Raw genomic sequence first — 19,577 nt, forward strand, 5'->3', positions numbered from 1 at the left:
ACAAATTCAAAATTTATCGTAAAAGCTATTAATTATGATGATATCAGTGTCGAACCAGACATGAGCTGCGAATTGTCAGCCTAGATGTGCTAATTCATGAAAAGCCTTGTCTGATCTAGAAGCATCAGGGAGAACGAGACACTATTTTAATAGGCACTATTGAGTTTTCAATTACCAGGCCATATTTTATAATTTTTATTTAAAAAATGATTTTAAATGGTAATGAAACAGCTATAATACTTGGAAAAATTAGATGTTGATACCCCCTTTTTGCCATTGAGGTTGTCCGTCATGACAGCTAAAAGATTAATCTAATTTTTGAGTATTTTATTTTCCTTTGTTGCTTCGATCATACCGAGTGCCCGTGAGGCTATTTTGATTGCGCCGCAAGGAATAAGAGGGGTCGAGAAAACTTTGGGAGATATCAAAAAATGTTCATATTGACTTTCGTGGGTGCACTATTAATTGCTAAGGTCACTTATTCTCTAAACTAAACTCATTCCAAAAAACTGGAATTCTGGTTTGGATGACCCCCAGCAGGATAGTCGCCCTTTTTTGGCCTCATCACTTAGAAAAATGCTTACGAATTATCTTCCTATAACCACCCGATCACCATTCAGTTATTTCTCTTGATGGAAATCTGTGGGTATTTATCCCAAAAAAGATATAGATAGTGAGTCAATGGGCCTTTCCGATGAATGTCCGTATTCATTTCAAAATACCCTCTGATTCAGTGATGAATTTCTTAAACCCATGAGGCTCTGCCTCAGTGGAGGATTTAAAATGCTAGGGAAACTCACTTTTGATGCAATCCCTGTCCATGAACCTATCATTATGGTGACCTTGGCCGTCGTTATGCTAGCAGGGTTGTCGCTGCTATCAGCGATCACTTATTTTGGTCAATGGCCATGGTTATGGCGGGAATGGCTGACTTCTGTCGATCATAAAAAAATCGGCATCATGTATATTGTCGTCGCCCTGGTCATGTTATTACGGGGATTTGCTGATGCGATCTTAATGCGGAGCCAGCAGGCACTCTCTTCTACAGGCGAAACGGGTTTTCTGACTGCTCATCATTACGAGCAGGTTTTTACCGCTCATGGCGTGATCATGATCTTTTTTGTGGCGATGCCCCTCGTGATTGGTTTAATGAATTTGGTGGTGCCATTACAGATTGGTTCCAGAGATATGGCCTTCCCCGTCCTCAATTCTTTAAGTTTTTGGCTTTTTGTGGCAGGAATGGTTTTAATTAACCTGTCTTTAGGCGTAGGGGAATTTGCAGGAACAGGCTGGTTGGCTTATCCACCTTTATCCGGTAAAGAATACAGCCCTGACGTGGGCGTAGACTATTGGATATGGAGCTTACAGATTTCTGGGATAGGGACTTTGCTCACTGGCATTAATCTTTTTACGACCATCCTCAAAATGCGCGCACCTGGAATGTCAATGATGAAAATTCCTGTCTTTACCTGGACTTCATTTTGCTCAAACATCTTGATCATTATTGCCTTCCCTATTTTAACTGTCACCATCGCCTTACTGACATTAGATCGCTATCTGGGTACCCATTTCTTTACAAATGATATGGGCGGTAACATGATGATGTACATCAATTTAGTATGGGCTTGGGGTCACCCTGAAGTGTATATCCTGGTACTGCCTGTGTTTGGTATTTTTTCTGAAGTCACGGCCACCTTTTCAAGGAAACGGTTATTCGGCTATACCTCCTTAGTTTGGGCGACGATTGTCATTACTTTTTTAGCCTTTATTGTTTGGCTCCACCATTTTTTTACCATGGGCTCTGGGGCGAATGTCAACGCCTTCTTCGGGATCGCGACCATGATTATTTCTATCCCAACCGGAGTGAAAATTTTTAACTGGCTGTTTACCCTTTACCAAGGGCGTATTCATTTTCATTCACCAATGTTATGGACCCTAGGTTTCATTGTCACTTTTTCTGTAGGGGGTATGGCAGGGGTATTACTGGCTGTGCCTGCCGCGAATTTTGTGTTGCACAATAGCCTATTTTTAATTGCACACTTTCATAATGTGATTATTGGAGGTGTAGTATTTGGTTGTTTTGCCGGCCTCACGTATTGGTTTCCTAAGGCGTTTGGATTTACCTTAAATGAAAAATGGGGAATTAGGGCATTTTGGTTTTGGCTGATCGGTTTCTTCGGCGCCTTTATGCCCCTATACATCTTGGGCTTAATGGGGATGACACGTCGTCTGAGCCAAAATATTAATCCACAATTTCATCCTCTGTTGATGGTAGCAGCAGGAGGTGCTGTTCTAATTTCCTGTGGCATTCTCTGCCAATTCATTCAAATTTTCGTCAGTATCCGTGATCGTGAAAAAAATCGGGATTTAACAGGGGATCCGTGGGGAGGGCGTACCCTGGAATGGGCGACCTCCTCTCCTGCGGCTTTTTACAATTTTGCGGTGGTGCCAGAAATCAAAAGCCTTGATGCGTTTTTTGACATGAAAGAGAAGGGAGAAGCTTATCAACGTCCAGAAAAATATACAGAAATTCATATGCCTAAAAATAGTGCCGCGGGTATCATTATTGGCGCTTTTAGTGTCATTTTTGGTTTTGCCATGGTTTGGTCTATCTGGTGGCTGTCGATAGTGGGGGTGATAGGAATAGGTGCCATTTGGATTGCGAAAAGTTTCGACGAAAATGTAGATTATAACGTATCCGTTTCAGACATTGAGCGCATTGAAAATGAACATTATATACATCTGAGTAAAGCAGATCCGAATCAGGTTAACTGAATCTCTTATGATCAACAACGCCAGTCAAATTGTTGGGCTCATCAGAGTACATTTTTTAGTACGGCATCACCATGGTAGTTGACTGAAGCGTACCATATACTCAACTCGGATAGAGTTTCTGGCAACAGGATTTTTATAGGTCGACAAATATACTAATAACTCTGTGGGATGAGATTTTGCAGATCGTAAGCCCGTAATGCTAAAGAACCCCCCAAGCACGGCCATCTTTTTTCTATGGCTAAGTCAATGCCGATTACTGTGAGCAAATGTTGATGCTGCTCCAAATACATCATTTTGGCTTTATCTAATGTCAATTTGATAGGAATGAGCAGAGGCTGTATTCGTAATTTTTCTGATAAAGCCGTCAACTCGACTTTTTAAACAAACGCTCCGCTTCAAGTAATAATAACAAAGTAATGTGATAGCCATATTCTGTAAGTGCATAATAAGAAGAGATAATACTGAAGACTTGCTAAAATAATGCGGCTCTACTTTTCCTACACTATCTTTTTTAAAGATCTCTTCTCGTGCTCTGTACGAGGGGCGTCACGAAAAGACAAGGCCGCTTCATCAGTTTATTTTGTTAAAATTTGAGAGTCACTAAACGCGCTATCTGGTCGAGCAGAGTGCTTTTCCCCTGCGGCACCACGATTTTTTTAGGTGTGTGGAGGATGTTTTAACAGACGAGGCGTTTTGCTCTATATCAGAAGCGCCAAAGATATTTGATCTAATAAAAACAAAGAAATAAAACCTATCAACTCATTGTTTTTTACAGCAACTAAATTAATTAGCTTCCTCATGTCATATAATTCCATAGTTTTCTCTGTAAAGTAGGCTGTATAAACAGATTTATCTTTGGAAAAAGTTATTTCTCTATCATCGCTGCATAAAGCCCAGCGTAAATCGGCGAGCGTGAATAACTTAGTGATAATGGATCTTACGTATGTTGATCTCATTACAATCCAGGTGAGCACCTGTTTACATATGCCGACCTAATATTATCTGTACCTTTAAATTTATTACACAACAGAATATCGAACGATAATAAAATTAATTACGCGCTCTTTTTTCCACTACAATTTTATAGATCGTGGAACAGGCAATACCCAGTCGAGAGGATATTGCTTAACGTGAGTTTTTCGTTCCACTGAGCATCACAACCATCGACTTATACTATCATGAGAAAGAGGCAAGGGGCTCACGTATGATAACGCCAGACCAGAACTCGTCATAAGCGTAGTTAACGCACAATCTCACAGATTTTTTCTGATTAAGGTCTGATTTTAAACTGGTGGATGATCTCCTCAACGTTACCTGCTGTCTTAAGCTTTCAAATACCTATCGCTTCAGTTGTAAAGGAAAAACCTAGTTTAATAGTTATCCATCGAATAAGATGATTCATAAAGAGGAATAGCTTATTTTGATCTTGTTGGTCTACGCCTGAATGATAAAAAACAGTGATGTGGTGGTTAATATTGCCGGGTAGTAGTCCCACACCATAATTTTCGACTTTTTCATTGGTCTTCTGCAAGTTTTCTAAGTACATTTTCCAGAGTCTAAAAAATATTTTCCTGTGTATCGGTAAAAGAAGACTGTATCGTTAAAGTGGGCAAGAATGTATTTTTTGAGAAAAACGGAAAGTTATTTAACCAACTCTGGTAAGCGGTGTTCCTCTATTCTTAATTGAAACAACGAGATATGAAGAATGTTTTGATTATTTTTTTGGAAAATGCTCTACTAATCGGCGTACAGCTTCCTAAGAAATATTTTAGCTCTCCTCCTGTACATTTTGAGACATAGAGAATGAAATTCAAATTTCGAGTTTAGGAGATGATATCAAGGGGTTATATTTAAGAAGAAAATTTAAAATAACACAAAATGAGAAAAATAGATTTTATTTTTCGTGGCAAAAGTTATTGAGTATTAAATACTTTTCTTTTATATTTATTAACTTATCACCGTTTTGATAAATAAATTTTTATTTCAAGACATATAATATTTATTCATGTTTTTATAAAACATAGAAATTTAATCAATATTTGTTGCATTTTTTGAAAACTCTAATCTACCTAAAAAATTGCTATAGTTAATGAAGGCGCTGTTAAGTCGATTTTCAAAATATTTTCGTTAAAATCAAAATTATTTGAAGATATAAAATTCTTTGATGGTACGGATGACTTACAATCAATGGAGTTTTTGGTTATTGCATCAGTGATAACTCAATTTTTATAAATTGAAGAGAAGCGTTGATAAAAGATATTTAAGGTTTGCAGGGAAACTTGTTTTTAATAAAATTAAAATAATAAAAATACTTATGATAAAATCAAACTTTTTTATTTATTCACACTACATACCAAATAAAGGTTATAGATCTATTTTACCCTTTTATGGTATGCATACATGATTTAGCGGGGTTGTTCATTCATAACAAATAACAGCCGCGCTTCAGGCTCCTCGATCAAGTCACTCGTTTCATTTAAATATAGTCACGAGAACACGCTTATTGTCGTCGTCGCCACCATTAGATACTTAAAATTAGAATCACGATGCGCATAAACTTCCACAAAAATGAGCATTAGTTCGTTTAAAAACACTTTTCAACACTTAGATGCAATTCAATTTTGATGATGGATAGATACAGCCTAATGAATAAATTAAAAATCACAGTGAATCTTTTAAAAAAAAAAGAAATAAAACGTGGAAAAAATTGTATATAAATTAATCTATGTTTTCTTTTCAATCAGAAAGATATAAAACCATCTGACAGTGAGCAAAAGCACAGTTCCGTGGTACATAACCATTCAGTAGTTCGTTTACGCTCACGTCTCAGCGGGCATGCCTATTGGTCCCCTGTCACTACCTAATACTACCTTCCAATGTCCTAAATGGCATTAAATCTAAAACACAAACGCGAATGGGTTGGCTATTACAATGTTAAATTAATGAGTAATATTCCCTTCCTACTGTCACCTTCAATAAACCCATTGACATAAAAACCCTCAAGTTACATTTGATATTTTACCAATGGTAGGTAACTAGGTTTAGTAGTCTAAATGTAAGAGCGGACTACCGCTATATGCGGTTTTTTATGCCCGTCGTAATCCATAGTTACCTCTGCATTATGGTAAGGCGTATCGAGGAGAGCTGAATAGCTCTCCGGTTTCTCTTACATCGGTCTACTAACACTATTATATCTTAGCAGCCCGTTTAGTAGCAAGTAGGTAAAGTTTTATACCTGTAATAGAGATCGAAACTATGTCTGTTACCAAACCTTTTCTTAAAACCTGTTCTAAATTTATCGATATATACTGGGTTATCTCTAAAAACTCAAATACTCCTTATTGCGAAGTCTTATTGACCCACAAAGAACGAAGCTCTTTTAACGAGATGTTCAAAGAAGACAACCTTCTCTAGTCTGGATGTTAACCTTTAAGGGAGGGACTCTTATAAAAACTTTCAACCTGAAGCAAATCAAAAAATTCCGACAGCTTTTTCCAGAGCTTGCCACGACAGAGCAACTTGAAACGGCAATGCTTTTTTATTTTGGATTGACTAAAAAAGCGATTCCGCCATGCGAAATATTAGTTACAGGACGGTAGCAGTCATCTTAGATAATATTAAAAATAATATCAGGCTCACTCTTTAAACAGAGTTATGACGCTATTTCAGGTGAGTTTTTTATTCTTTACTCTGTCTGGATGTGCTATAGAAATCAATAATTTTTTCATTCTCTCATTCGAAGTCATAAAAACTCAGTTTTAGTTTTACCTGTTTTACTGGGCTTTGGTGACTATCTCTACTACAAAAAAAATCCACTAACCACTCGGGATTTTCCCGTATGTATTTATCTCAAGATATTGTGAATACTGCTGACTCTAATGAACGCTTTTTTCAAAAAAAAGAGGAAAAGTATCACGGTGATTAATCCGCACTCGGTTGTTTTAGATGAACTCTCTCACCCGTTATTTTCCATGAATCTTCTACTAGAATCAGTTTGCTTTTGAATCTCATTCAACCAGACACCTGAGTTATGATAATATATACATACCGACCAGAAATTCACGTTTTCACCGCCAATGACTGTACCCCTAAAGTTAAACTTGGAGTCACTATGAATGAAGAAGACCCCCGAAGGGTGTAGTTTCTCCCAAGTCGGATTGTACAGTCTGCACCTATCGATATCCCATTGAATATTAACTAGTAAGCATCCCCTGCTGTTTGATTGATGTTCTGACATTCATTCATGATTCTGACTCATACAGTCTCATCGGTTTTAACTAATCTATGGCTGATATTCTTTTCTGAATCTGTGACATCTCACTGTGATAAATCAACGGATCGACTATAGAACATCAATAAAATCGCCGATATTGAAGCGGCGATTGGCTGACGCTTTGCGAGAATCGTGGCGCGCTGGCATTCTTAAGTAAAAAATCCTTTTTAAAAAGGCATTTTAAATCGGCCCCCCTCATACTAGCGAAAATCCACGCATTCTATGATAACCTCATCTATCACTTTGACATTTAATGTATCACGATGACTAATAAGTTCATCCCGACTCCCTATGACGCTGTTTTTTGACAGTTTCTCTATGAAAAGAGACAGCGAAAGACTTTTTTGAGATATGGCTCCCTGATGAAATTAAAGCCTTGTATGATTTCACGACAATAAAAGTGGAGTCCGGGTCTTTTGTCGATGAAGACATCAAGACGTATCAAAGTGATATTTTGTATTCATTGAGTCCCAAAAAAAAGGATACCTCTACATATTGATTGAATCCCAGTTGACCCCAGATCAACTGATTACCTAGCGATTAATGCACTATAGTATGGCCGCGATGCAAAAGCATCTAGATGCTGGTAATAAAACGCTACTGTTGGTATTTCCGATTTTATTTTACGTGGGCGAAACAAGCCCGCATCCCTACAGCACCTATTGGATGAAGTGTTTAAAGATAAAGCCTCGGCGGGGCGTATTTATACGCCGCCATTCAGACTGGCGGATGTGACAACGCTAGACGATGGTGAGATTCTGCAGTATCGCCGGATGATGTTATTAGAATTGATCCAGAAGCACATTCGCTACCTGGATATGAGTGAGTTACTCAATGAAATTGTAGACATCTTATCGTATACTGCATATACAGATCATCAAGTCATGACGATGATGAGCTATCTGATTCAAGAGGTGAACGTGATAGCCCACATGCAGTTTATCATAGGATAGTGAAACAAAATCAGAGAAACATGAGTGGATAGTAATGACAATGGCTTAAAAAATTACAGAGATAGGCATGCAAAAAGCAAACTTGAAGACCTTCAAGAAAAAATGAAAAAACAAAATTGAGATGGTTAAACAATTTTTAGCTCATGAGGTTGACCGTTATACCGTCAACATGTCTACGGGTTTATCTGATCATAAACTCGATAGACTCTGAGACTCGCTCACATTTAAATGGGGATTGTGACACCTTCTAAAGGAAGGTCATGAGCCGTTGAAAACAAAAGACTGAGTTATTCCCTGGAATAAATACCTGGACGTGCATTCAAAATGCTTCAAAAATGAGACCTGTTAAATAGAGCAGTAAAAAATTGCTGGGTATTTATAAAAATTAGTTCTCTGGATCAGTTAAAAACTATTGCAAAAACAAGGGATAATCCCTGTCTTAGAACACTTAGTATAAGACTCATCTAGGAAGAGTCACGTCTTCGTTTTTAAGGATATAATCCCGATCCCACGATAATGCCAGAAAAGACATTAATCATGCAGTCACTTAAGCTCAGTTTTTTCTGCTTCACATAACTGAAATCTCCAACCAAAGCTGATTGGGCGAGCGGCGAGGAAAACGTTTTTATAGACATGGACACAGAATAAAAAATCCACACTCTATTTATTCAAAATACCAATATCCTTGGTTAATCAGCACAGTTAATTGTGCGATAAAATCGTCGTCTTGTATCATGTGACTGAGTAGGGGGCCCTCAATAGTCTTGTGACGAGCCAGAATATTCCAGGCATCGGCATAATCTAAGGAAAGCGACGCCCCGTTGACAAAATATCGGTCGCCGATGTGTAACATACGTAACCCCATTAAGCGATTCAATCGACTGCCATTTTGTAATAAGGTTTGAACTTGTGAAGGGGAGTACACCTGAGCCTCTGGTGCTTTCGGTAACTCATAAGAAGTTTGAGACATCTCCTGGGTAAACCAGTTTTCCAGATGTTCTCTCTTCTGGAGTAAAAATTGGCTCATCATGGCTTGGAGAGCGGTAATATCTTGAGGCAGAATTTCGGTTGGGTCTTCACGCAGGAGTAAATCAGGCGCGGGGGAATACTCAATGCCTCGATGATTTTCATCTGAAAGCGATTCAGTCCAATTCCTTATCATACGTAGGCTGTTGTCTGTCCAAAAATGAAGGCAGTAACTCATATCGGTTTCGGACGACATCGATTCATGTGGAAATCCCTTGGGGATATACAAAATATCCCCGGAACTCAGCTCTTCATTAATGATAGACTCAGAAAAGTCTTTCTGACCATAACCAACCGGCCATAACCATCGATCTCCTACACGCCATCTGCTGCGTCCAATCCCTTGTATCACCAACACGTCAGACGGTTTAGTCTGAGGGCCAATCCCACCACCGGGTACTGAAAAAAATACCGTCAGCGATTCTTTGACCCAATCGGGGAAAACACGAAACAAAGACAGGAATTCTTCAGAAGCTCTATGCCAATGGTTTATTGATTCAACTTTTAGTGACCAGTTCCGTTGACCTAATAAGGCATATCCATTAAATGCTTGATGCACTAACTGACATTTTCCGTGACGCCTTTGAATGACTTGGTTCTCAATCACTTTTTCTCTCACTAGTTTTTCTAGTTCCTCAGGTGAAATAGGATTGATAAAATCAGAAATTGCTTTTCTTAACAAAACAGGCCGATTTTGCCAGTGGTGATGCAAAAAATTTTCCCAATTAACGATGAGATGCATGTACTACATTCTCCCTGTTTTTATTATCAAAATTAATAAAACGCGCCTACCATTAAGTTTTTTAATGGTATCGCATTTTATTAAAATGATGATATCAAATAAAACATTGATTGGCATTTCTTATTTATATTGATATTTTTTATTATTCGTAGGATATAAAAAGAAGTAAAATTCTGTTGCAGTCAATTCAACAAGACAGAGCCCAGCCGCTTGTCACAGACTCATATCTAGTAGATGACAAGCCGGCCTCAGGAGTTTCTATGGAGTATAATGATAGTCACCTTTATAACAGCAGTACTCGCTGAACTGATATAAAAAGTGATCCTGTGCTTCACGATAAATGACCTGTAATTTATTTTCCACTATACGGTGTGATAATCCAAAATGCAGGGTAATAAGCTTTCTACTCATATTTTATGATACACAAAAGATAACCTCGAGTTCTTTTGCGGTAAAGATATTTACTGGCCGATAAAATAAAAAGTAGCTAGACTTGGCGCGTGACAATAACTATTTTTGAGTAATACATTCCCCACTTTTCTGGCGTGAAAATGGTGCCAATACACAATCGTGTCTGTTCTTCATAGAGGGGATCCTTAGCAAAATAATAAGATCGCATCAGTTAATCAGCTTCATAGGAGTGGATTTCAATAGAGCGAAGGCGATCTTGGTGCTCCATTTTATAGAAATCATTCTGCTGAAAATGAGAAGCAAACTCAGAGATGGGAGAGGGTAATTCATCATCAAGGTGCCAGGAAGTATTACCCTCTCGCTGCCGCCTGTCCCCTGATTGCCCGTCGCCATCTTATTTTGCACAGCCCACCGGATAGATGAAAGTGATTTTGTCTGTCGACTTAATCAGCGTCGTTTTCAGCTCCCTGAGCTCTTCAGCCGTGACAATCTGTTTTATCTGATGAGTAAATATCGGGGCCTCGATAAAATTAATAGCGTGACTCACGACTGCCTCCTGTTTGCAATGGGGCATATAGTACACCATGCTCTGATTCAGGACAGCGGTCACATCGAGAAGCCATGGTAGCCGATTGGTTTTTTCTGCGGCGATGGCTTCTGTTCGCTTAGCTTCTCCGCACGTATGCGGTCATGCTACTTACTCAGCGCGTCAAGCGGCTGACGCTCCTGATTAAGTTCTAAACCTGTTCGCGCAAACTGTCCAGCTGCTTTCTCAAGTGATGACGCACCCTGGCGCTATGCGTCAGCGCCTGTGAGGTAGTCCAGAACATGTGCTAAAAGCTGCTGATGGTGTCCATGTCGCTCAGGCGTGATGTGATAATCGTGCCATGAAACCAGATTATCCCGCCAAGGATGCCGATCAGAAAGGCGAACCGAATACACACGCTATCTCCGTTCAAACGGAGGATCTAAGTATACCTGTAGCCTGCCGTTCTGCTCACGGATAACATAACTGATGCTCTAAGAGCTTCATTACAGCTCCGCGCTGATAGAAAGCTCCAGACTTACGAACTCGCGCTTCACGCGCTGCTCGGTATCCTGCACCTGCTGCTTTGATTTCTCCTTGAATCTATTTGCCAAATTTAAAATCGCGCTCATAAATTATTTCTTTTAACCTAATATTTCGGCCGCCGTCCGAATGAGAAATACTAATGCTACTTTTAGTTTCCCGCACACGGTATGCCACATATTTTCGGCGGCGTCACCACATCCTGCCGGTCGTTAGTCAGTGTCTAGCAAGCGTTTACGCGGGGACGGTCCACGCGGTCAAAGTCGCAGCTACTCAGCAAGGTGAGTCTGGTCGCGGCGATCGGAAATTCGTTAATACTTAGTTTTGGCGAGCCGGCTTGTGATTTCTTTCGTTCACTTTCTGATAGGCTCCGCTGAGAGAAAATTCGTACTACTGTGAGAATTTTTCGGAGTGGACGTCGTGGGTTTCATGGATCGGCGAGCCTACTGAACTAGTCATAGAAAACTTCTCGTAGAGGGGACGCTGTGTGTACTGACTTATGGTATCGTGCAGTATGTTATATTCCGTGCTGACTGCACAAAAAAGCCTTCTACAGTAGAAAGCTTTTTATGATATAGGCTTGTTTTTATCTCACAAAAATTGAGATACAAGAAATAGCGTAACAGTTTAATATTGTGCACTAAGAACGTCAACACGATAGAACCAGAAAAGACTATTACTATATTTAGTATTTGATCAACGATAGCACGGCGAGAAAATAAGAAACCATAGTTATTGAAAATTAAATATATTAACCAGTGAGATCAGTATATCCTAAGCAAACACTGTCCAAAATAAAAATAACCTTACAAACCATCCTTGGTAGACATGAAAAGTCTACTAACATAAGCACATTAAACAAAATAAAAATAAAAGATGAAATAAAAGCCAGTAGTGATGTAGAGCTATAAAACCATTCGTTAGGTGTGTCTAATTTATTAGAAATCAGAACATTAAGTATCAAATTAACTATCAGTGTAGTTAAGCAACCCACCTCAATTGATCACGTTAACTTTTTTATAAAAATACGGGAATGCGAATGTATAAATCAATAAAGGCGCTAATGTTAGGCAACAATTATTTATACTGAGGATAAATTTATAGTCCCCAACAAAATAATTTAGCCACATAGTAACTGCATGGATGACAATGTACAATGAAAAGACAATAACGAAAATATACTTCAATCTATCTTTTTTATCATTGGTAAACAAAAATTTAATCGCAGGAAGAAGAAGCGTATAACCTATAATGGAGGAAAAAGATGAAATGATGTGTTATTCATTAGTAGGTTTATTAGGAATGATAGAGCATCTCACATAATAAATAACCGACCATGTAACAAATGGCAAACTAAGCCTTACTAATCTTTCATGCCAATTTTTTATTCGATTTATTATTCAAAACTAAATAAGCCGATATGATAAAAATAGGAACGCAAAATCTGGTTAATGTGTAATAAATATGACTAGAAATACATGCTGATTTATTACTATGCATGAGAGTGGCATCAGAAAACGCCCCATAGTTATATGTATTAAAATCACTGAAATAACAGCAACGCATCTAATGAAATCAATATCTAAACTTTTTACAGAAGACCTTTACAGAAATCTTAAAATTGTTTTCAACCTATTATAGGTTGAACGACTAATATAAAGTAAAAGCCATAGTTTTATAGTCCGTTATGATGTAGGACCATTAGAATTTTTCTTGCGCTCCCACCTTTGCTTTTGCAACCTCTAACGCTACCTCTCAAAGCTTGTATTTTTGATGTGTACGTTTTTTATATATTCTTTAACTCAGAATTTCTGAGATGTTTGAAAATTGTCTATTTAGCAATACTTTTGACTATTCCATTGACATTATTTTCATCCAGAGGAGCATCAAACTGCAAATCATAAGCGCTGTCGCGCTCATAGCAGGCTTTCAGCCACTGATCGTATTTGGTCCAGCGGCGGATGGCTCGGTATGCCCACTTTCGGGTTTTGTCGAACAGGGTTCGTTTACGGCTTAAGCCGTAGTCGTCAACTATTTCTTTGTCGTTCTCCACGCTCAGGTCAAGCAAATCGGCTACCCAGCCCAGCGTGTAGAGTTCCGTCTGTCACACGGCAATTTTTCAGTGACCGTGGTTCAGATTTTTGAAAATTAACCCCGAAATAGGCAATTTTTAAATAAAAATTATTTCAAAACCAACAGATAATAAACTTTCGGTTAAAATAAGCAATAAAAGACAATAAAATCGGATCCAAGGTGATATTTTAAGTGTCATTTAACAATCACTTAATTTTTAATATGACCTGTGTTTTTCTCAAAATCAGGATATTCAGTTCTTTTTTAATTTTCATTTTCCAATCAATTTCCTTTCTTAAACACCCCTCCAGCCGGACGACGTCATAATATAAGCAGTGAGACACGGCGGTCATTGAAAATGATATTTGACCCCGATTTTACTTCAGGTGTCTGTGTACTCTTATTTTCCGATTTGTTGAGTAACATGCCCCCATACATGCACACGCGCACGGATTAATGTCCGCAAAAATTGCCGGAGAGCAATATATGACACATGCCTAGCCGACGGAACTCCTGAAACAGGCTCGCAGCAGGTTCACGCAGCGCTAAATAGCCGAACATGCATGCAAGGAAACCAAAACCGTAAGTCGATGGGAAAAAGGCAAAACACCATGTCCGTCAATACTCGATGTTGCGCAACCTGTTGTAACAACCTGCAGCCGGCACAACAGAAGGTTGTCGCCACTTTCGCTTCATTGAGCTATTCGCAGTCATTAGCAACATCCATATGGGCATTCGATGCTCACGTCATTGAATGCGTTTTTACCGGCCAATGGAACAGGTTCTCGAAAAGAACTACGTTGAGAACTACGGTGTCTACCATCATTTTGTTGAGGATATCGTTCCATATCTGGCAGAGGATATGCCGGACCATGATGTATGCGCGGCAAGTTTCCCGGACAGCCGTGCAGTATGACAGGCGTAAGTAAATAGAATTCGCTGGGTAACCCACATGATTTCGAATGCACCACGCAGGAGACCCTGTTCTTTTACGTGTCTCGTATTATCGCAACCAGGTACTACAGGCCTTCCTTCTGTAAAACATCAAGAACCTGCTGTCATACAAAGGTCCACACCTTCAACGTGATCCTGTAAACGTTCAGGGACAAGGTGAGCTATGACGTGCATTACAAATCGCCGCACCGCCGGCAATGGGTTCGGCTTTATGGTCTATCCCAACAGTGTTATACACATACTGTCATCCAGATATCAAAAGGATGTGTCAAAAATCCTTGTATGTAAGGGCACCAACAATGAACTGCCAGACACACCTGACGCCACATGAATGCGCACGACTGATAGGCTTCCCTGACTCTTTGCAGAGACCTGTCAGTTATACGCAGGCTTACCGTCAGTGCAGAAATAGTGTCTTCATGCTGGTCATGCAGGAAGTCGCCCGCATCATGAGACCACGTGTTGGCTCAGATCGAGATGGCAATTCAATTGCATTGCCCTTGTTTCCCTGAATGGTTGATGTAGTAGACAGCGCGACACGTAACCGAAAGAATGTAAGTGCACATACAAAAATGTATTTTTGAAAGAAATTAATTAATTTACAAAAAATTGAATAAAATGACTCAGATAAACTTTATTTAACATTTATTTTCATTGAAATTTGTAAAATATTTTAAATTAAAAAGTCTCAACGTTTAAAAATGATTTAATAAAATAAAATGAGTTATCTAAAACTGGATTTAAGAGAAGTGAATAACATTGAAAAGTCTAGAGCACCTCGCTGAGGTTTATTAGAGATTAAATTTTTTATTTGAATAATCTATCTATTATTAAAATCTTTAAAATATAAAGAAAGAAATAATATAAAATCCATAGATTTTTACAAAAAATACCGTATCGACAAATGGAAGTTGATACAACTTCTCATTCTTCTACGAAAAAATTTACCTATTCACTTAAAATATTAAAAATATCATTAAGTTTCTTAATAAACGATTTATAAAAAATAAAATTCCTCATCAAGGTAAAGTACCTATTCAAAACACAACATATCATACAGGTGAAATACCTTTAATTAAAGCTTTAAAAATAAAATACACTCTAATGAGTTTTTAGAAAAAAAACATTTGAATTAGTCAAATGCCAATTTAAAATAGGTAAAATCGGTAAATAAAATTAAATTTTTAGACCCTAAAAACTTAGAGCGCCAAAACAAAGCTATTAATGCGCTTCATAATATTCGAAGGCATAATATTCAAGGGCATATGACCAACTACAGTGAATCGTGTCAAAAGGGAGCAGGCAACTATGAGGAAATGCCTTGTATTTCTACTCAATTTATTAATAAAAGTTGAGGATATGCTACCCAATGCAAAGTGGATAATAAAGGAACACATACGTTTAGTTTAGTAGGGGTGCCTCCTTTCGCACAGCTAAGGACGCTATTTATTTCTCATATTACGATAACTATTGAGTTGTTGATCCTTAGGCGGGAATTATGTGAAACCAGTTAATATAGAAAACGTTTTAAAGAAAAAATGAATCAGTGGTTAGAAAATAAAAAGTATAAAATGACAAGCAACGTTGAGTAGAAAAAATTTAATCAGCTATATGGGAAATGGACAAAACATAACAACTCACATTGGCTTGACGCTATCGTTAAGAATAATAACACTCTCATTTATCACTGAACATTGTTACATTGAGAGTAGAGAAAAAAGTACATGGCTGAAAATAAAGTGAATTTAGTTTTAATCTGAACCGATAATTAAACTAACAAAATAAAGAAGAGATTACAAATCTGATTCATGCTACCCCTTCTGTGGTTTTAGTTAGTTTATTTCTTATACTGAGGAGTCAAGTCGCTGAAGGGCGACATGATAGATTTTCCAGCTTTTAAGAACTTGGAGCTCTTGTTCGGGCGCAACCCAACTCTACCACATCCGCCAGTGACACCAGGGCTATCGTGATAACGTTCATTAACCGCGATTTTTTCTTATGGCTTTCTGGCGGCTTTCTGCTTTGATGTCGATACGTTTGATAACCTGATGACCGTCAAATATCCAGTTCCCGTGATATGTCGCCCCCTCTGGGAGAGAGTTGAGATCTACCACGATGGCGTTGAACGGAAATCAGGTAGAGGCATCTTTTGAAATTGAGACCACAGTTTTTTTCATCCAACACCACTGTAACCCTGTCTAGCTTAAAGGTTTTTTGAATGTCATACCAGTCGCGACCCTGCTCATCTGCATATAAGAGGCACTGAGAGGTCTGTTTTCGCTGGTTTTTTGATCGGAAGATAAGTCCTCAGCTGTGGTTTCTTTAAAATGTCGATAGAGTTTCATGTGAGTTATCCTTTCCCTACGGTTCTCCACTGACCGTTGATGTTTTTATGAATCGGTAATAGGCATAATCATCGACACCACGCATCTCTTATATACAATTCGTTTTAAACACAGTTACCACTGCACCTGCGGGAAGTTATCGGTGATGCTACTCAACACTCATACGATGCGCACTAAATAATCTGATATCCCGGAGAAAGGTGCGCTTGACTTCCCCACACTTGTCCCGGTTTTATACGGTTTCCTAGATTTTGGTGGTTATCCACTGGATTCATAGTCCATCCCAGCAGTCTCCTCAATATTACCGTCTCTCTAGTATTTAGCGATCCTGCTGTTCTTTGACAGCAGGAGGGTGTCGTACACGTGGATTTTACCTGGCATTTCACCGACATGCCTCTCATACAGTACATTTTTTGTACAATCTACCAGTTCTGACAAACCCAGGTTTTCTATAAATTGCGCTTTATCCAAGATGTCTGCCCTGTTTTTGTTTTGAAATAAAAACACTGAGTTTAAAATCTCAAAAATCTGGGTGTCATCATCAGGATGTAATAAACTACCATTTTTGGTGGTAACATTACATAGCGAGCGCTACATGGTATGAAACCGCTTAACAGGTAATAATGTAGGGCCTTGCCCTACTAGCCCCATATTACCAGCGGTACATTCACCGTCTAGCGTGGCGTTATTGGTAATATTGCCAATTTTTGGCATAGAAAATACTCAAAAGTTAATTTTCTTAATTTAAAAAAACGTTTTATTTAATCAGTGATAACCAAATAACATCACTCTGAACGACGTGGCCAGTTGGTTAACCCTACATTCCAGAATTTTATTGCCTCAGGTAGCCAGCGACGCTCCACAATAAGTCACACTATATTTAGCCTGAACATCCCCCATTATTTACTGGGCGTTAACCCGCTAGATAAATCGCCAGTCATCCTCGTTAATTGCCTAACCACATACGCTAAACCCTACCAGAGCCTGACGAAAATTATCAATGGTAATGTCATATTCTAACGTTTTAGCCAAACTGATATCAAACTATTTTTATAGTGATCCTTTTCCACCAGCCAGGATAACAGCCTGGAAACGGCGATCAATGGTATATGTTTCGCTAATCATGCAATTATCCAACAGACCTAATGACTCCTCTTATTCCGGTAGCAACTACAGTGCGGTGACCGGAAAATCACCAGTCACGCGTTGCAATAACGTGGCCAAGGCCTGGATCAGTACTGATTTAGGCGGATTGATGGGCACTAGCGGTCAACGTAGCCGGTTTACTATGCCTTCTCTCAACTGCACAACGCACTGATCACCAGGACTAACCAACTGTCGTTGCCACCTGGAAAATAGTTCATTATGGAAATATCAAAGTCTAATGGCATTCTCTCACGGTATGTATCATTGCATCCTATATCAGCCGCACAATTCGGATCTGATCCTGTAATTCACTTATCGACAACACAACGGCGGATAACAGCTCATTGGCGATGCCTGCATAAGTTTTATGCGTCGACAGATTAGCTAACTCATCACCGAATGTGGCCACTTTGCCGCGATTCTGAGCGCTAACGGCTTTTTGCTTCTGCATGAGGACCGGATAGATTTGGTTACTCTCGCCAGACCAATATTACTCGATGGCTGAAACTGGCCATAATTCTTGCTGTCAAAAACATCGGTTATGCTGTTGACGGTCGTAACCGGCAACACCTTCAACCCGGACTCGTTTGCCCTAAGCGTAAACTCAAAGTAGCGGCCGTTATCTCATTGCTCAACAATCTTGGTCCCTCCAGAAGAAATACTTACCGTTAACTCACCATATGCGGGTGAATCAGTGTTCCGGCGCTGGCTGTTTCATATACCGCAATAAGATGTGTTTCCCTTCCAAAATCCTCAACACACGGTGTATCACGATAATAGTACTCATAGACGGGCGTTTTACAGCCAAATGATCCCCCCCACAAGAATGGTGAATGAGATAGGGATACCTCTAAATTGTACTTTCTGAAGCGTTTCAAAGCACTTTTTAGACCACTTTAGATCAAAAAAGTCTGTCACTGTATTAATTAGGCTCATAGCTACCCCGTAAATGGCATAGAGATCCCGACCCAGCCCCGGGCAGGCCTGTCGCCTGCATTTGTTGGTTACTACAAAATTTTTATTTACCATCTACGGACGAATGGATAACTGCTTAATAAGGTCGAGTGTAAATAATGATTACAGATTATCAAGAAAATCTAAATCGTTAATTACGGTTGTCATAATTAATTCGCAGTAACTGAAAGACCTTCCTATTTAACATCAAACTTCGCATCTTCTGAATCTACTTACTACTCATCGACGGTCCACATATTACTAGCAAGAATAGTTTTACCATTGGCTAATTGAGCAACTATAGTGATATTAGTTTGATTGTTAAATCGAATAACAGACGTCCCACGACTATCACGCAATAACATTGGAATAGACCCTAAATAGACCCTGCTGATGGTTTTTCTTTGTAACCGTGAACTCCATCTATTCAGAGCAGTATTTCACGTTTAACGCGAGTGGGTCTATATTTAAATGAACCCTCGACAATCAGTATTAAACCATTAACAGTTACATAAGTAGCCCCCATGAGTAAATCGGTTGTATCAACGATAACAGATCCTGAAACATTATGATGATGGTTGTAAGCGGCATTGTGCTAAAATAGCGAAAATCCGTAACTGATTAATTAATAAACCATCCCAGAGAACATCATACGATTGAGATTCTTCGTGTTCTGTGCAACAATCAGAGCAACAGAAAACCCCTACTCTCCTGAACATAGCCTTGCCATTCTCGAGACTCATACTCAGCAATCAATTCAACTTTGATAGTTGATAGCGTAACAATGGCTGAGTCTGTCGCAATCTCGTCCCATCTTTGGCTAACTTCACGCGGCTAAATTTAGATGTAACGATCG

Annotated in this window: 13 protein-coding genes and 1 pseudogene; 4 read left to right on the forward strand and 10 right to left on the reverse strand. The window is 38.9% G+C overall.

Annotated elements, in window-relative coordinates:
- Positions 1-783 precede the first annotated feature (783 nt).
- Complete coding sequence (cyoB, locus tag CICURV3402_RS04515) at positions 784-2,775, forward strand: cytochrome o ubiquinol oxidase subunit I (protein ID WP_158380028.1); 1,992 nt, start codon at positions 784-786, stop codon at positions 2,773-2,775.
- Positions 2,776-2,927: 152 nt separating this feature from the next.
- On the opposite strand, the gene CICURV3402_RS04520 is transcribed toward cyoB, so the two are convergent.
- The gene (locus tag CICURV3402_RS04520) at positions 2,928-3,143 is read right to left on the reverse strand and encodes a hypothetical protein (RefSeq protein ID WP_158380029.1); all 216 of its coding nucleotides are present in this window, start codon (positions 3,141-3,143) and stop codon (positions 2,928-2,930) included.
- Positions 3,144-7,424: 4,281 nt separating this feature from the next.
- Between CICURV3402_RS04520 and CICURV3402_RS07190 the strand changes: the two genes are divergently transcribed.
- Entirely contained in the window at positions 7,425-7,547 is a 123-nt protein-coding gene (locus CICURV3402_RS07190; RefSeq protein WP_268904302.1) for an Rpn family recombination-promoting nuclease/putative transposase, read from the forward strand.
- Between the two features lie 65 nt (positions 7,548-7,612).
- Positions 7,613-8,001, forward strand: a pseudogene (locus CICURV3402_RS04525) (Rpn family recombination-promoting nuclease/putative transposase).
- Between the two features lie 664 nt (positions 8,002-8,665).
- Here the strand turns inward: CICURV3402_RS04525 and CICURV3402_RS04530 are convergent.
- The 5 genes from CICURV3402_RS04530 to CICURV3402_RS07375 form a co-directional block, all read right to left on the reverse strand.
- Complete coding sequence (locus tag CICURV3402_RS04530) at positions 8,666-9,769, reverse strand: cupin domain-containing protein (protein WP_158380031.1); 1,104 nt, start codon at positions 9,767-9,769, stop codon at positions 8,666-8,668.
- An 805-nt stretch (positions 9,770-10,574) separates the two neighbouring features.
- Positions 10,575-10,727 carry a hypothetical protein gene (locus CICURV3402_RS04535; RefSeq protein ID WP_187306951.1) on the reverse strand — a complete coding sequence of 51 codons (153 nt, stop codon included), beginning with the start codon at positions 10,725-10,727 and terminating at the stop codon, positions 10,575-10,577.
- 248 nt (positions 10,728-10,975) lie between these two features.
- Positions 10,976-11,122, reverse strand: coding sequence for a hypothetical protein (locus tag CICURV3402_RS06740; RefSeq protein ID WP_235667664.1), 147 nt, complete (start codon positions 11,120-11,122; stop codon positions 10,976-10,978).
- Between the two features lie 90 nt (positions 11,123-11,212).
- Entirely contained in the window at positions 11,213-11,338 is a 126-nt protein-coding gene (locus CICURV3402_RS06745) for an MbeB family mobilization protein (protein WP_407079079.1), read from the reverse strand.
- 1,742 nt (positions 11,339-13,080) lie between these two features.
- Complete coding sequence (locus CICURV3402_RS07375; RefSeq protein WP_320410067.1) at positions 13,081-13,317, reverse strand: primase C-terminal domain-containing protein; 237 nt, start codon at positions 13,315-13,317, stop codon at positions 13,081-13,083.
- Positions 13,318-14,575: 1,258 nt separating this feature from the next.
- On the opposite strand from CICURV3402_RS07375, the gene CICURV3402_RS07665 reads away from it, so the two are divergent.
- Positions 14,576-14,788, forward strand: a complete 213-nt coding sequence (locus tag CICURV3402_RS07665; RefSeq protein WP_222837050.1) for a DNA cytosine methyltransferase — start codon at positions 14,576-14,578, stop codon at positions 14,786-14,788.
- Between the two features lie 1,686 nt (positions 14,789-16,474).
- Here CICURV3402_RS07665 and CICURV3402_RS04555 read toward each other — a convergent pair.
- The 4 genes from CICURV3402_RS04555 to CICURV3402_RS06750 all read right to left on the reverse strand — a co-directional run bounded on the left by CICURV3402_RS04555 (position 16,475) and on the right by CICURV3402_RS06750 (position 19,086).
- Positions 16,475-16,621, reverse strand: coding sequence for a hypothetical protein (locus tag CICURV3402_RS04555; protein WP_187306952.1), 147 nt, complete (start codon positions 16,619-16,621; stop codon positions 16,475-16,477).
- 591 nt (positions 16,622-17,212) lie between these two features.
- Positions 17,213-17,335, reverse strand: coding sequence for a hypothetical protein (locus CICURV3402_RS07195; RefSeq protein ID WP_268904303.1), 123 nt, complete (start codon positions 17,333-17,335; stop codon positions 17,213-17,215).
- A 703-nt stretch (positions 17,336-18,038) separates the two neighbouring features.
- Positions 18,039-18,218 carry a hypothetical protein gene (locus tag CICURV3402_RS04560; protein WP_158380033.1) on the reverse strand — a complete coding sequence of 60 codons (180 nt, stop codon included), beginning with the start codon at positions 18,216-18,218 and terminating at the stop codon, positions 18,039-18,041.
- 739 nt (positions 18,219-18,957) lie between these two features.
- On the reverse strand, positions 18,958-19,086 hold the full coding sequence (locus CICURV3402_RS06750; RefSeq protein WP_235667665.1) for a phage tail tube protein: 129 nt from the start codon (positions 19,084-19,086) through the stop codon (positions 18,958-18,960).
- Positions 19,087-19,577 lie beyond the last annotated feature (491 nt).

The sequence above is a fragment of the Candidatus Williamhamiltonella defendens genome (assembly GCF_900699045.1).
In the GTDB taxonomy this organism is placed as follows: Bacteria; Pseudomonadota; Gammaproteobacteria; order Enterobacterales; family Enterobacteriaceae; genus Hamiltonella; species Hamiltonella defensa_A.

Bases quoted from the DNA above. Each gene is read 5' to 3' on its own strand.
- cyoB (WP_158380028.1), top strand. From the start codon at position 784: ATGCTAGGGAAACTCACTTTTGATGCAATCCCTGTCCATGAACCTATC.
- CICURV3402_RS04530 (WP_158380031.1), bottom strand. From the start codon at position 9,769: ATGCATCTCATCGTTAATTGGGAAAATTTTTTGCATCACCACTGGCAA.
- CICURV3402_RS06745 (WP_407079079.1), bottom strand. From the start codon at position 11,338: ATGAGCGCGATTTTAAATTTGGCAAATAGATTCAAGGAGAAATCAAAG.
- CICURV3402_RS07665 (WP_222837050.1), top strand. From the start codon at position 14,576: ATGAACTGCCAGACACACCTGACGCCACATGAATGCGCACGACTGATA.
- CICURV3402_RS04555 (WP_187306952.1), bottom strand. From the start codon at position 16,621: ATGAAACTCTATCGACATTTTAAAGAAACCACAGCTGAGGACTTATCT.
- CICURV3402_RS07195 (WP_268904303.1), bottom strand. From the start codon at position 17,335: ATGCCAAAAATTGGCAATATTACCAATAACGCCACGCTAGACGGTGAA.
- CICURV3402_RS04560 (WP_158380033.1), bottom strand. From the start codon at position 18,218: ATGCAGAAGCAAAAAGCCGTTAGCGCTCAGAATCGCGGCAAAGTGGCC.
- CICURV3402_RS06750 (WP_235667665.1), bottom strand. From the start codon at position 19,086: ATGTTATTGCGTGATAGTCGTGGGACGTCTGTTATTCGATTTAACAAT.